17 protein-coding genes and 1 pseudogene are annotated in these 14635 nt (G+C 35.3%); 8 read left to right on the top strand and 10 right to left on the bottom strand.

Translation table 11 applies throughout. The features are described 5' to 3' along the window. Positions 1-26: 26 nt before the first annotated feature. Positions 27-485, top strand: a complete 459-nt coding sequence (locus tag JFU20_RS19410) for a universal stress protein (protein WP_002164984.1) — start codon at positions 27-29, stop codon at positions 483-485. Positions 486-526: 41 nt separating this feature from the next. Here JFU20_RS19410 and JFU20_RS19405 read toward each other — a convergent pair whose 3' ends face one another. Beyond that, positions 527-1231, bottom strand: a complete 705-nt coding sequence (locus JFU20_RS19405) for a hypothetical protein (RefSeq protein WP_033715937.1) — start codon at positions 1229-1231, stop codon at positions 527-529. A gap of 95 nt (positions 1232-1326) precedes the next feature. Between JFU20_RS19405 and JFU20_RS19400 the strand changes: the two genes are divergently transcribed. Continuing rightward, entirely contained in the window at positions 1327-1506 is a 180-nt protein-coding gene (locus tag JFU20_RS19400; protein ID WP_002015536.1) for a hypothetical protein, read from the top strand. A gap of 97 nt (positions 1507-1603) precedes the next feature. Further along, positions 1604-2170: a DinB family protein gene (locus tag JFU20_RS19395; protein WP_002015537.1), complete on the top strand. Its 567-nt coding sequence runs from the start codon at positions 1604-1606 to the stop codon at positions 2168-2170. A gap of 42 nt (positions 2171-2212) precedes the next feature. Here the strand turns inward: JFU20_RS19395 and argH are convergent, their stop codons facing one another. Beyond that, a complete protein-coding gene (argH, locus tag JFU20_RS19390) occupies positions 2213-3610 on the bottom strand; it encodes an argininosuccinate lyase (protein WP_201038845.1) in 1398 nt (465 codons plus the stop codon). Continuing rightward, a pseudogene (locus tag JFU20_RS19385) lies at positions 3607-4813 on the bottom strand (argininosuccinate synthase). Before JFU20_RS19385 ends, argH begins: the two are co-directional and overlap by 4 nt. A 167-nt stretch (positions 4814-4980) precedes the next feature. Here JFU20_RS19385 and JFU20_RS19380 point away from each other — a divergent pair. Further along, positions 4981-5298 carry a hypothetical protein gene (locus JFU20_RS19380; RefSeq protein WP_002015540.1) on the top strand — a complete coding sequence of 106 codons (318 nt, stop codon included), beginning with the start codon at positions 4981-4983 and terminating at the stop codon, positions 5296-5298. Positions 5299-5326: 28 nt separating this feature from the next. Here the strand turns inward: JFU20_RS19380 and JFU20_RS19375 are convergent, their stop codons facing one another. Next, positions 5327-5521, bottom strand: a complete 195-nt coding sequence (locus JFU20_RS19375) for a hypothetical protein (RefSeq protein ID WP_002015541.1) — start codon at positions 5519-5521, stop codon at positions 5327-5329. Positions 5522-6376: 855 nt separating this feature from the next. On the opposite strand from JFU20_RS19375, the gene JFU20_RS19370 reads away from it, so the two are divergent. Further along, a complete protein-coding gene (locus JFU20_RS19370) occupies positions 6377-7039 on the top strand; it encodes a YitT family protein (RefSeq protein WP_002015542.1) in 663 nt (220 codons plus the stop codon). Positions 7040-7070: 31 nt separating this feature from the next. On the opposite strand, the gene JFU20_RS19365 is transcribed toward JFU20_RS19370, so the two are convergent. Continuing rightward, entirely contained in the window at positions 7071-7904 is an 834-nt protein-coding gene (locus JFU20_RS19365) for an EcsC family protein (protein WP_002112252.1), read from the bottom strand. A gap of 137 nt (positions 7905-8041) precedes the next feature. On the opposite strand from JFU20_RS19365, the gene JFU20_RS19360 reads away from it, so the two are divergent. Together JFU20_RS19360 and JFU20_RS19355 are read left to right on the top strand one after the other, a co-directional pair. Continuing rightward, on the top strand, positions 8042-8677 hold the full coding sequence (locus JFU20_RS19360) for a DUF1796 family putative cysteine peptidase (RefSeq protein ID WP_002164978.1): 636 nt from the start codon (positions 8042-8044) through the stop codon (positions 8675-8677). Between the two features lie 71 nt (positions 8678-8748). Beyond that, positions 8749-9183 (top strand): NUDIX hydrolase, encoded by a 435-nt coding sequence (locus tag JFU20_RS19355; RefSeq protein ID WP_002164977.1) that lies wholly within the window; start codon positions 8749-8751, stop codon positions 9181-9183. Between the two features lie 27 nt (positions 9184-9210). On the opposite strand, the gene ackA is transcribed toward JFU20_RS19355, so the two are convergent. The 5 genes from ackA to JFU20_RS19330 form a co-directional block, all read right to left on the bottom strand. Beyond that, positions 9211-10404 carry an acetate kinase gene (gene ackA / locus JFU20_RS19350; protein ID WP_002015546.1) on the bottom strand — a complete coding sequence of 398 codons (1194 nt, stop codon included), beginning with the start codon at positions 10402-10404 and terminating at the stop codon, positions 9211-9213. A gap of 299 nt (positions 10405-10703) precedes the next feature. Continuing rightward, the gene (locus tag JFU20_RS19345) at positions 10704-11690 is read right to left on the bottom strand and encodes a class I SAM-dependent methyltransferase (protein WP_002015548.1); all 987 of its coding nucleotides are present in this window, start codon (positions 11688-11690) and stop codon (positions 10704-10706) included. A gap of 211 nt (positions 11691-11901) precedes the next feature. After that, positions 11902-12402, bottom strand: coding sequence for a thiol peroxidase (gene tpx, locus JFU20_RS19340; protein WP_002015549.1), 501 nt, complete (start codon positions 12400-12402; stop codon positions 11902-11904). 135 nt (positions 12403-12537) lie between these two features. Continuing rightward, entirely contained in the window at positions 12538-12933 is a 396-nt protein-coding gene (gene ytfJ / locus JFU20_RS19335; protein ID WP_000350005.1) for a GerW family sporulation protein, read from the bottom strand. A gap of 12 nt (positions 12934-12945) precedes the next feature. After that, entirely contained in the window at positions 12946-13584 is a 639-nt protein-coding gene (locus tag JFU20_RS19330; RefSeq protein WP_002067581.1) for a DUF2953 domain-containing protein, read from the bottom strand. A 205-nt stretch (positions 13585-13789) separates the two neighbouring features. On the opposite strand from JFU20_RS19330, the gene JFU20_RS19325 reads away from it, so the two are divergent. Continuing rightward, the gene (locus JFU20_RS19325) at positions 13790-14593 is read left to right on the top strand and encodes an NAD kinase (protein WP_002015552.1); all 804 of its coding nucleotides are present in this window, start codon (positions 13790-13792) and stop codon (positions 14591-14593) included. Positions 14594-14635 lie beyond the last annotated feature (42 nt).

The following is a 14635-nucleotide window of genomic DNA, read 5'->3' as shown; positions in this document are numbered from 1 at the left end:
ATAAAAATGATTGGGAGGAATTTACTATGAATAATACATATACAAATATTTTAATTGCGGTGGACGGTTCTAAAGAAGCAGAAAAAGCCTTTAAAAAAGCAATTCAAGTTGCAAAACGAAACAACGCAACATTAACAATTGCTCATATCGTTGATGTAAAAGCATACTCAGCAGTAGAGGCTTATAGCCGCGCAATTGCTGAACGTGCAAATCTATTTGCAGAAGACTTATTAGAAGACTACAAAAAAACTGCGCTTGAAGCTGGTCTTGAAAAAGTAGAAACTGTATTAGAATTTGGTAATCCTAAATCTAAAATTTCAAAAGAAATCGCTCCAAACAATAAAGTGGATTTAATTATGTGTGGTGCAACTGGTTTAAATGCTGTAGAACGTTTCCTAATTGGTAGCGTCTCTGAACATATTATTCGCTATGCGAAATGCGATGTCCTTGTTGTTCGTGGTGATGAGGAGCAAGGTGATCTTTAATTTATAATTAAAACACCAAGTCCATATGGGCTTGGTGTTTTTCATTTCACAAACTTCACTATAAATACAAGACAAGCCACAACAACAACGGTACCTGCCAACACATACGGCGGAAGAAATTTCAAAGACCATAGCGCCATCATTATCGTGGCAACAGTTAAGTACGTTTGCTTTGCATCTTCTGTCATTTTTTTACGAAGTAAGAAAACATACACATAACCGATTGGCGGCGTAATGAAGCAAAGAACATATATAATTTTTGATTTTAAATACCACTTTTGTTCGCCAAGTTTCTTTATGTCTTCTTCTATTCTCTTACTCTCTTTTTCTCTCGCTTCTTCTTCAATCGGATCTTCCTCTTCTCCTCGCTTTTCTTTCATATAAGGAAGAAAGTGCATGAAAAAATAACATGCAAATACAATTGCCCAAAATTCAATATCCAATCTTTCTAGTGGAATATGCTCACTAAAAAATGCAGCAGCAATCACTAAAGAAAAACAATACGTTGTCATCCAAAATGAACGTTTTCTCTTTTTCCGTTCTATTTCTTTTTTATCTTTTACTTCTTGTACTTTCTTTTTTCTAGACAGCCATACAGAAGTACAGCAATCTACTACAAATAAAGTAAAGATAAAGATTGCTATATGCATTGTTGTTATATTCTCAAATGAAAATACTTCTGGGAATGCAACGTGTAATACAATTAGCGTGTACAAAATTAACCCTACAAAATAAATACGTCTCATCTTCCATTCCTTTCTCATTTCCTAACATTAGGTTAACATACATTTTTTAGAAATAGACGGACAAAATATATGTGTTTAGAAAAGGAGGATGCTACATGGATGATTATGAACGTATTATTTTAGATGTGAACGGTACAGAACTCGAAATGTTAGATACGATCCGCACACATTTTAAAGAGAAACATGGTGTGGAAGTAAGTAATGGTGCATTACTTAGAGATTTGATGGATATTGAGTATATTCGAATTACGGAAGGTCGACATAAGTATGATTAATCGATGAAGCTTTAGGCCTAGAACATATTGTTCTAGGCTTAATTAAATCTATACGAAAAATGTTATAATTAGGAAAAAGAATGGAGGATACCAAAATATGAAATCTGAAAATATTTCAAAACATTTTCATACATTACATGTGCAAAGAAACCAGTTCCTTCCTAAGCTTCATTCACTTTCACACGAACAACTATGGTACAGGAAAGAGGACGGAAAATGGTCTATTGGTGAACACTTTTATCACTTATATTTAATTGCAAGAATGCTAAAAGTAGCGATTAAATTCTCTTTCACTCTTATTCCTTATGCCAAACTAAGAAAAAACGCCCCATTTGCAACTGACATACATGACATTTATGCCGAATATAAAGAAAAACACGGCAAAGGAATGAAAGCTCCTTGGATTTTAATCCCTTCAAAAAAAGTCTATTACTCTATGAATGTAAACGAATTAGAAGAATTACTTTCAAGTGAAACAGATGAAATAAAAAAACTAGTTCAAAATATAGAAGAAAATATTGCAGGACATATCGTATTTTTAGATCCAATTGCTCACTACCCTAACCTTATTCAATCTATCCAACTATTAGCGATTCATGAGAAGCATCATTTTATGATTATGAAAAACAATTATGAAATGATAGATACATACCTAAAAATCTAAATACAAAAAGGTAAGGTACTTTCTAAAAAAGCACCTTACCTTCTATATCATATAACTTCCAACAAACTCTATTGCTAACCCCTTCGCTTTCTCCAAAGCTTTTTCAATTTGCTCAAACCCTGTCCCACCAGCACTGTTACGACGCTTTACAGCTGCATAAGGTGAAAGAACTTCATATAAATCTTCTTCAAATAACGGACTCATTTCTTTATACGTTTCAAGTGGTACATCTAATAAATAGATTCCTTTTTGCGTACAATGAAGAACTAGTTTCCCGACAATTTCATGAGCTTGACGGAACGGCAGTCCCTTGCTTGCTAAATAGTCGGCAATTTCTGTTGCGTTAGAGAAGTCTTGCGTCACAGCTTGCCCCATTTTTTCTTTGTTTACAGTCATCGTTTCAAGCATGCCTGCCATAATATGAAGGCATCCTTCTACTGTTTTCACTGTATCAAACATTCCTTCTTTATCTTCTTGTAAGTCTTTATTGTAAGCGAGCGGCAATCCTTTCATTACTGTAAGTAAACTGAATAAATTACCGTATACTCTGCCAGTTTTACCACGAATAAGTTCCGCCATATCCGGATTTTTCTTCTGGGGCATAATACTGCTTCCTGTTGCGTATTGATCGCTCATTTCAATAAATTGAAATTCTTGACTACTCCATAAAATAAGTTCTTCGCAAAAGCGTGATAAGTGCATCATAAGCATAGATGAGTTACTTAAAAACTCCAGTATGAAATCACGATCACTTACCGCATCTAAACTATTTTCATAGATTCCATTAAATCCAAGAAGCTCCGCACTATACTCTCGGTCAATCGGGAATGTTGTACCAGCTAGTGCTCCTGCTCCTAATGGTGAAATGTTAATACGCTTTAACGAATCTTCATAACGATTCACATCGCGCTCTAACATCCAAAAGTAAGCAAGAATATGATGCGCAAATGAAATCGGCTGTGCACGTTGCAAGTGCGTATAGCCGGGCATAATTGTTTCAATGTTATTTTCCGCTTGATGAACAAGAACAGTTTGCAATTGTTTTGTAGCTTTTATAATATCTTCTACTTTTTCTTTTAAATACAAATGCATATCTGTCGCTACTTGATCGTTACGGCTTCGGCCTGTATGAAGTTTCCCTCCTACTTCACCGATTCTTTCAATTAACATTTTTTCAATATTTAAATGAATGTCCTCAGCCTCGACTGAGAAATTCAATTTATTTTGTTTCGCTTCCTCTAGTAAATATTGAAGCCCTATCTTTATTTTCTCAGCTTCTTCTTTCGTAACGATGCCTTGCTTTGCTAGCATCGTTACGTGTGCGATACTCCCTTTTATATCTTGGCTAACCAATTGCTTATCAAAGGAAATAGAAGCTCCGAATTCTTCTACCCACGCTTCCGCTTCTTCTGTAAAACGTCCGCCCCAAAGTTTGCTCACGCTTCCACCTTCTTTTGATTCACTTGGCTGTATACTTTCGTAGGTAAACCGAATAATGAAATGAATCCAACTGCTGCATCATGATTAAATTCATCCTGGGCAGTATACGTTGCTAATTTTTCATCGTATAAAGAGTACTCAGATTTACGCCCTTCTACAATCGCATGACCTTTAAATAATTTCACACGCACTGTACCTGTTACATTTTTTTGCGTTTCTTGTAAGAAAGCATTGAGCGCTTGTTTTAAAGGTGAGAACCATAAACCGTTATAAATTAATTCTGTTAGTTTTTGCTCAATCATCGGTTTGAAATGAGCAACCTCTTTCACAAGTGTTAAATCTTCAAGTTCTTTATGCGCTGTTATTAATGTCATTGCTGCTGGGCATTCATATACTTCACGAGATTTAATACCGACAAGGCGATTTTCTACATGATCGATACGTCCAACGCCATGTTTGCCAGCTAAGGCATTTAACGTTTTAATTAGTTCTGAAAGTGAATATGCAGTGCCGTTTAAAGTCGTCGGTACTCCTGCTTCAAATCCGATTTCTACAAACTCTGGTTTATTCGGTGTATCTTCTAATGCCAACGTCATCTCGTATGCCGTCTTCTGCTTGAAATAACAAAAGATCTTCTAAAATTCCACATTCGTTGCTGCGTCCCCATAAGTTTTGATCGATTGAAAACGGGCTATCTAAATTAATTGGAATCGGTATATCATTTTCTTTTGCATATGCAATTTCTTCTTCACGTGACCATTTCCATTCACGTACAGGCGCAATAACTTCTAAATATGGATTCAACGCTTGAATAGAAACTTCAAAACGAACTTGGTCATTCCCTTTCCCTGTACATCCATGTGCAACTGCACTTGCGCCTTCCTGCTCTGCAATTTCTACTAGTTTTTTTGCAATAAGCGGACGAGATAATGCAGAGACAAGAGGATATTTCCCTTCGTATAACGTGTGAGCTTGCATCGCTATCAATGCATATTCATTCGCATATTCTTCTTGAACATCAATCATATATGATTTAATTGCACCTACTGAAAGTGCTTTTTCTTTTACAAACGCTAAGTCTTTACCTTCCCCTAGATCTAAGCAAAGCGCGATAATATCATAATTCTTCTCTTGTAACCATTTAATTGCAACGGAAGTATCAAGACCTCCGGAATATGCTAATACAACTTTTTTCTTCTCCATTTTGCATCCCCCTAAAGAATAAATATTCATCTTTTCTTATAATAATCCAAACTTTATCACCTTTCATAAAATGAATCAAGGGGAATTTATAAAATTTTTTCAAACAATTTCGTCGAACTTCTTTCTTTTTTTATGTAAAATAGAGAAAGGAAAATGGAGGGGTGTCTATGAAAAAGTATTTTATATACAATGAACATCTAGGAATTGAAGTACCGAACATACAAAAAAAATGGGAAGACATCTCTGAACAAGCGCAGCATTCTATTTTATTAAAATGGGAGCAAGTTCGCGGAAAAATACCTGATCGCATAAAAGAACTTGAGCACCATATTAACGCTAAACAACACCACTTAAATAACGAAGAAGACTTCGAAATTTCTTGCAAGCTAAATTCAGAAATTGCCGATCTTGCTTCAATTATTAACGATCTTTGGCTTTGGTATCGTCTAACCCAAAACGTATCTGAGGGAAAAGCACACCAATGAAAAAAGCATGCCCCTCAATTAATTCGGGTCATGCTTTTTTGTCGTAACAAGCTTTGCAATATATTTCTTGCGCCGTTTTTGCTAAACATACATCAAACGGGCCTACTAATACACTTCTTTCTTTCGGCAACTTCACAAAAGCAACTAGCTCTTCTTCATATTGAATCTTTTTCTGACATGAAACACATTTTAATTCTTTTCTTTTAAACATGTCTTTTAGCATATCTCCATTCTCCCCCTCATCTATCTATATTAATATACTCTCATAATAGTTAGAGCTTGTAAAAAAATGACACATTCCGAAACAAATTATTCATATACTATGTACAAAAGGAGGTCTCAAACTTATGCGAGCTTTCATTATTATCGCTTTAACTTTTTTAAGTATCATTAGCTGGGATGCATTTTTTAAAGATAAAAGTGATGAGAACAATACAATTGAATAAAAACCCTTCTTTTCTTACTTATTGGACAAACTTCTAAAAGTTGTCCAGTTCTACGAAATAACTTAGGCTTTTCTACAAAAATATTTAAACATAACATTTTTTGTAGATTCTCTCCGGTTATTGTCGGTTTCCATCCGCATGTATTTTTTGAAAGTATGATATAATAATATAAATCTTGAAGGAAGGGATTTTGATATCATGATCGCTCGAAGGAGCATGTGGCATCGTATTGACGAATCATACACGTAGCGTATTTTTCAGCTCAGATACTTTAGTCTAGCGAAAAAAATACGAGAGTGGGGAAATTATGATTGCCCGAAGGATAATTTGGCAAAAAAAAGACTCTTCTTACACATAGCGTTTTGTTTAGGACTTAATTGTTACTAGCTAAACAAAACAAAGAAGAGCAGGATTGCTAAATGAAGAATCCTACTCCCCGTTTTGTTTAGTCGCTTTAAGACTTAAACTAAAACGAAGGTAGGGAGAATTGATGGACGAGAGGATTATTCGTTATTTCTTCAGCGACATATAGCGTAGTTAGTTTTTTTCGTAAACTAACTGAAAGCTACATGTGAGCTCGTAGTTAGTTTACAACACAAAAGGACTACTAACTACGGAAAGAAGGAATAACGATGAGGAACATCCAAAGTCGACAAATTATTAAAGAAGTTTTTATGGTTTTAATCGGTTCATTTATATTAGCAGCAGCGCTATATCACATTCACTTCCAAAACCACTTAACAGAAGGTGGCTTTGTAGGTATTGCACTATTCATCCAAAATTTTTATGATATTTCACCATCTATTTCAACTGTAGTAATGGATATCCCTATTATTTTACTATGTGCTTCATTTTTAGGTAGAAAAATGGTTGGCTATTCATTCTTAGGTTCACTTTCATTCGGAGTATTTTATTCCCTTATGGAAAATTATTCTCCTTTTACGGTAGATTTATCAAATAATTTATTTGTAGCTGCAGTAGTTGGCGGTGCGTTAGCTGGTATTGGACTCGGTTTTATATTGCGATTTGGCGGTGCAACCGGTGGAGACGATATTTTAACAATTATATTAAGTAAACGAACTCGGTTTACAATTGGGCAAATTTTCTTCGTCTTTGACGCGATTGTTCTTGCGCTTTCATTATATTATTTAAATTGGACAGAAATTGCTTTTACTATTCTTTCGATTGCCGTACAGGCAAAAACATTGGATTTAATTTACTATCCAAAAACAGAAAAGAAAGCAGCAAAGCAACCCGTTTCTATTCCAATATCCAAAAAACATGCGACAAACTAAAAAGCGAAAGGCTTCGGCCTCTCGCTTTTTTTCATGCTCTCTTTTCTTTTTCTAATATGTAGCGTACTTGATAAAACTTATTTGCAAATTCAGTAACATTCCTCGTTAAGCGGTAGTTCACTGTAGAGCCAATTGCCATTCCAAGTACAGGAATGCCTTGGAATAATTTACGACGGAGAGCATAAATCGAAAATGTCTTCAAAATTTGTTTTAACACAACCTCAGTAGAAGCTGGCTTTAACACCTCTTCGTCTCCTTCATAAAAAAATGAATCTTCTTGCTCAAGTTCTCTCAGTAAATTGTACCATGCGTATTGCTGAAGTCTCGCCGGCAATAATGCTGCATGGAATACCTTTAACGCAAGCATCATTTCATACGGCTTGTTCACATCATGCCCAAATGATGTCGCAATAAGTTGTACAGCCTTCACATTTAACGCAATCATAACCGGAAAATCAGCCGTTAATAATAATAAACCGCCAGCACCTGTTGCTCCGCCTTGTACGAATGAATATAGACGATGACGTGCTGTTTGCTGCTCTGCTATGTATGTTAATTGATCAATAGATAACGCCTTCAAATCTTCAAGTTGCTCAATTGATTCATCAAATAATCTCGATGTTCCTAAAATACGATTACGTGCATCTAACTGTGATTGTGAACTTTGAATAAGTGCATGCAAATGAAAGAGCCATCCATCTGCTTTCGTAAAAAAGTCTTTTCGTTTTTTCTCAGGTAGTTTTGCAACTGTAGTATGCAACCACTTATCAAACATCTTTTGAAAATCGGTCGCTTCTTGCTCTACTAATTGCCCTTCCCACTCTTTTATATTTTCTAAAATGGCTTGTTCTCGCTTCGATCGCATCACAACAACCACCTCGTTCGATTTTTTCCTATTGTAACATATTTCCGCTTTTTCTTTGCAAATATGCTTGTCTATCTCTATTCACATACCATTTTTTAATGACATAAAATATTAGCAAAAAGGATGAGATGCCTCACATGAATTTATCCAATATAAAACAAAATTATAATGCAGTATTCAGCTTAGGACAAAACTGTTGGCCTGCTTGGGCATTATTTCAATTCGAATTATCACCATTTTTTGGTGTTATTGATTTTATGCTAAGTCCTTCATTAGAGAAAGTGAATTTATTATTACAAAATCGCTTTCACCGTTTTTTAGAATTAGAAAATTTGTCTTTCATCTCATTTTGGGATGATGATGCTAAGTTACGACTAAGAGACAATCTTTATGAAATCGACTCCTGCCATGATTTTAAAACCGATGTAAACACACCAACTTCTTGGCCTTCCTATACAGATATTAAATTAAATTATGAGCATCGGATTAATCGTTTTTTAACTACACTTGAAATGGAAGAATCAATATTATTTATTCGAACTGGAGGAACATATGAAGAAGCACTTTCTCTTGAACAAATTTTATCTCAAATAGTCAAACACAACTTCTCCGTCCTTTTACTACTTCCTGCCGATGTACCAACTATCGCCCAAGAAGATTGGGGATTACAAAATATTTGTGTTATAAAATGCCCAGTGATGGATATATACCAGTACAATGAAGCATTTTGGAATGACTTATTTAATGGCATCACAATTCGGCCAAACGCTTAAATACACGTCACCTTTTATCACACCCTGCCTTATAATCATCCTTATACAAAATAAATAAGGAGTGATTATATATGTATCCACGTGCAAAAGCTTTTGGCATTGCTATACATCATGGTCGCCTTCTCGTACAAGAATATCATACAGGTGATGAAACATATTACCGACCTCTTGGCGGATCAATTGAACTTGGTGAAAAATCAGCACATACTGTTATTCGCGAATTTCAAGAAGAGCTTCACACAGAAGTGGAAATCACCAATTATTTAGGCTGCTTAGAAAACATCTTTCATCTAGATGGAAAAATTGGTCATGAAATCATTCAGCTATATTCTTTACGCTTATTAGACATGTCACTATATGAAATGGAAATACTGAATATACCAGATGAACAAACACTGTCATATGCAAAATGGATTTCCCTCACTGCATTCATTCAAAAAGAAAAATTACTATATCCGGATGGAATTTTGAAATATATCCAAAAGAAAAAAGACGAGATCCTATAGGATCTCGTCTTTTTTTCATATAGTATATTAACCAATATCTCCAAGACGTAATACGTCACGAGCAATCATAACTTCTTCGTCAGTTGGAATTACGATAATTTTTACTGGAGAGTGTGGGAAGCTGATGAATGCTTCTTCACCGAATACGTTATTGCGTTTTACGTCGAAGTATACGCCCATGTACTCAAGGCCTTCTAATACGCGCTCACGAATAATTGCACTGTTTTCACCTACACCAGCTGTAAAGATGATAGCGTCAACGCCTTTCATACGAGCTGTGTAAGAACCGATGTATTTATGGATACGGCTCACGAACACGTCAAGTGCTACTTTCGCACGGTGGTCGCCTTCTTCTTCTTTCGCAATGATGTCACGTAGGTCACTAGAGTAACCAGTAAGACCTAACATACCACTCTTCTTGTTTAATACGCTAACTACTTCTTCTACAGTTTGGCCTGTTTTTTCCATGATGTATGGAATTAACGCAGGGTCAATGTTACCAGAACGTGTACCCATTGTTACACCAGCAAGTGGAGTGAAGCCCATAGAAGTATCGATAGACTTACCGCCTTCTACTGCTGCGATACTTGCACCGTTACCTAAGTGACAAGAAAGTAGGCTTAAGCTTTCAATTGGACGACCTAATAATTCAGCCGCACGCTCAGTTACATATTTATGAGAAGTTCCGTGGAAACCGTATTTACGGATACCAAATTTCTCATAGTACTCATATGGTAAGCTGTATAGGAATGCAGATTCCGGCATTGTTTGGTGGAATGCTGTATCGAATACTGCTACTGCTGGTACGTTTGGTAGTACTTCTTGGAATGCTTTAATACCAACAAGGTTTGCTGGGTTGTGAAGTGGTGCTAAATCGCTTAATTCTTCGATATCAGCTAATACTTCAGCATCAATTAAAACAGAATCAGCAAATTTTTCGCCGCCGTGTACAACACGGTGACCGATACCGCCAATCTCATCAAGAGATTTTACGATTCCGTTTTCAGTTAATTTCTTAAGAAGCATGTTAACTGCTACTGCATGATCTGGGATGTTTGTAATTTCTTTTTGTTTTTCGCCATTTACAGTAATTGTGAAGATACTATCTTCTAAACCGATACGTTCTACTAAACCTTTTGTTAATACTGTTTCACTTGGCATTTCAAATAATTGGAACTTTAACGAAGAGCTTCCTGCGTTAATCGCGATGATTTTTGACATCTAGTCTTTCGCCCCTTTTTCTCTTGGTAGTTGTGTGGATCATTCCACAAACCGCTCGATTTTATCTAATTAAATTCACTCATTATGAAAACGTTTCATCATTAGTAAATTTTATACTCACGATTTTAATTTAAACATCGTCCGACATATATTTCAAGTGAAAAAATTGTAACACCAAGAAAAAAAATATATTACAGATTTCAAAAAAATTCAGTTAAATCTTGTATATATTAAAAAACATTACATATCCTATAAAACTGTACTACATTAATTACTAACCCTGTTACATATATATCGTATTATTTATGTGTTGCAAACCAAGTATTCAATTGATCCATAATGTTCTCCATAGCCTTCATGTTAGAGAATTTCGGTAATTCCACTAGTAGTGCCTGTTTCGGCATTGTTACACCTTGGCCTTTCTTTTGGAGAACAAATATACTTTTTGCATTTTTCTCGTTTTTAAACATGGAAACAGGAAGCTGTAATAATCCTTGAATAAAACATGTCTCTTTAATGAATGCATGTAGCTTTGGCGCTTGATCACTTTCAAAAATGAAGTTTGGTACTAAGAAGAATAAATACCCGCCTTCTTTCGTATGTTTCACACTTTGTTCAATAAATAAGTGATGTGCATATGACATTCCTTCATTTGCTTTTAATGTATATTCACTTGCAACAATTTCATTTGGATAATAACCAATTGGTAAATCTGAAACGACTGCATCAACTGGATCAATATAAAGTGGTGCTAGTCCATCTTGGTGGAAGAATTCGATTGCATGCTTTTGTAAATTTGCATTTACTAAAGCAAGTTTAATTAACACCTCATCCACTTCTACACCAAATCCACTCATTGTTAGTTCTTCTTTGGCGCTATTAAACAATGTAGTCATTAAGTTACCAGTTCCAATTGCAGGGTCTAAAACAGTAATTTCTTTTTGACCTTGCATAAACTTATGGAATAAGTAGCTCATGAACATTCCAACTGCATCTGGCGTCATTTCGTGATTCGCTTGTACGCCCTCTTTCATTCCTTTTAAAATGGCTAGCTGAAATGCTTTACGAATTTCTTCCCCTTTATATGTTTCTTCATTAAACGTACTATATTCACGATTCAACCGTTCAATTGTTGATTCGGATAATTCCTCTTGTAAAATCGCTCCTTCAAACAAGTTATCACCTGTTTCTACAAGCGCCTCTAAATATGTTACATCTAATTCTTTACGTAAAACTACCGTAGAAGAATCAAAAATAGAAAATAATGTTTCTACTGCCTGACTCACGTACATTCCTCCTTCTCTCTTTTACACATAACTTATATCATACCATAATCTAAATTTTTCCCAAAAGAAAAAGCGACCTCTTGCAAAGAGCTCCCCTTCAAGTTGTTTATGATGTAACGTCTTTTCTCATATATTGGTTCAGTTAACAATACATGAGAAAAGACGACCTCTTCTAAAGTAAAACTTTAATGAGAGGTCGTCTTCATTTACATTACTTCGCAGATTTAGCTGCTTCTAATGCTGCTTCATAGTTTGGATGGCTTGTACCTTCGCCTACGTATTCTGCGTAAACTACTTTGTCATTGCTATCTACTACGAATACTGCACGAGCAAGTAAACGAAGTTCTTTCATTACTAAGCCGTAAGCTTCACCGAATGAAAGGTCACGGTGATCAGAAAGTGTTACAACATTTTCTAAACCGTTTGCTGCACACCAGCGTTTTTGAGCGAATGGTAAATCAGCGCTAATTGTTAATACTTTCGCGTTTTCAATACCTGCTGCATCTTCGTTAAAACGACGAGTTTGTGCATCACATACACCTGTGTCGATTGAAGGTACAACACTAATTAATTTCACTTCACCTTTGTATGTTTCTAAACTTACTGGAGATAAGTCATTTGCTAATACTTGGAAGTTAGGCGCTTGATCGCCAACTTTAACTTCTGTTCCAACTAAAGTCATTGGGTTACCTTTAAAAGTTACATTTGCCACTTAAAAATCCTCCCTTATTTTAAACTAAATATGTACAATGTAAATGATAGTTTGTCCCTATCGATAATGCAAATAAAATCGCTTTATTTACAAAAAAATTAAAGAAGCTAATCCACTGATCAGCTTCTTTATTCGTTAAATTTGAAATTCAGGATCATCTTCTTTTCGTTTATCCATCATTTCTTTCACTTTATCAACAGCTTGTGGCGCTAATTCAATTATTTTATCGATGACGTGTGTTTGCTTATCTAAGTGTAATACTTTCACACCTTCTCCATTTATAACAAGAAAGGCAACAGGATTAATAGAAACTCCTCCACCACTTCCCCCGCCAAATGGATGACGGCCTGAATGTTCTACTTTACCAAATTCACTTCCACCAGCAGCAAATCCAAAACTGACTTTCGAAACTGTAAGAATTACACTTCCATCTGCCGCTTTAATTGGGTCACCAACAATTGTATTTACATCAGTCATTTGTTTTAAATGCTGCATTGCGGTTGTCATTAAACCTTGAATTGGATGGTCCATTCTATATCCCCCCTATGCTTGAACAGATTTTTCTGTCATACCAGATCTTTGCTTTCTCATAAACATGAGTAATTTTATCGCTGTTTTTACAGTACGGAATATACGAAAAGATGCTGTTAACTCGCATCTTGATGCAAATCCCTTTCCTTGAAAAACAGGAGTAATTTCAAATTCTGGTACGTCGACAATATGCATATATTGTCCTACAACTCCAGCAGCCATTCCTTTTGTCCCCCATGCATATCCAGTGACAATTCCAGTACTAGCCGCGTCGCCTGCTCCAATTTGCGTATGCCATTTCCAACCATTGATTTTCACTCTTTTGAGAAAATCTTTAACAATAGTATGAACGTCTTGAAGCTTTTTTATCAGTTCCCCTATACTATCGAGTTGTGCCATAATTTTATTATCTATTCCGCCGTCCTCTTCAGCTTTTTTAATTTTTTGTCCTGTCTTCTTCTGCTGTTTTTCAATTCTTTCCAATACATCAAACGTATATCGAATCATCCATATTTTCACTTGAAATAAACATTGTTTTTCCATTTCTGAATATAAAAACGTCACCTTAAGCGATATTTTCGATAATAGTATAAGCAAAATAAAAAGTAGAAGAATTATCATTCCAATTACGAGCCACTTCATTCGTACCATCCTTTCACTCCATACCCATTATCGACAAGTTTATTCATCATTAAACAGCCTTTGATAAAATTGAATATAAAAATTTTTCTAAAAATAAAAAGGAATTTTGACAATTTATATCGAAATATACTATTTGAACATATCATCCAGAAACATACTCTGACGATATGTAGCACTAAGACTAGAAAATTTAACTGCAGTGGAGGGATACATAATGGCAAATCGTCGCAATTTATTTTTCTTTTATGGTGATGACAAAGTAACGCTCGTTGAAAAAATGAAACCAGTATATCGTATTTTAGAGGAGAATGGATTTACCATATTAGATCATCCAAAAAATGCAAACGCTATCGTCAGCGTTGGAGATGATGGGACTTTCTTACAAGCCGTTCGTAAAACCGGCTTTAGAGAAGATTGCTTATACGCAGGTATTTCTACGAAAGATGAAATTTCTTTCTACTGCGATTTCCACATCGATCACGTTGATACAGCCCTTCAAGAAATTACAAAAAACGAAATTGAAGTGCGAAAATATCCAACAATTAAAGTAGATGTAGATCACGGTACATCTTTCCATTGTTTAAATGAATTCACATTACGCTCTAGTATCATTAAAACATTTGTCGTAGATGTACACGTCGACAATTTACATTTCGAAACCTTTAGAGGTGATGGATTAGTTATCTCCACACCAACAGGAAGTACCGCTTACAATAAATCATTACATGGTGCAGTTGTCGATCCACTTATCCCATGTTTCCAAGTAAGCGAACTAGCATCTTTAAATAACAACACATACCGTACACTCGGGTCACCGTTCCTTTTAAATCACGAGCGTACGTTAACTTTAACACTTAAACCAGATGGAAATGATTATCCTGTTATCGGAATGGATAACGAAGCACTTAGCATTAAACAAGTGGAAAAAGCCGTTGTTCGTTTAAGCGATAAACAAATTAAAACTGTTAAATTAAAAAACAACTCTTTCTGGGAAAAAGTACAGAGAACATTTTTATAGTAATCAAAAAACCCTCGAATTATGGGATTTCCATAATTCGAG

Source organism: Bacillus sp. TH30, assembly GCF_016650875.1.
In the GTDB taxonomy this organism is placed as follows: domain Bacteria; phylum Bacillota; class Bacilli; order Bacillales; family Bacillaceae_G; genus Bacillus_A; species Bacillus_A mycoides.
This window is presented reverse-complemented; position numbering and strand designations above follow the sequence as displayed.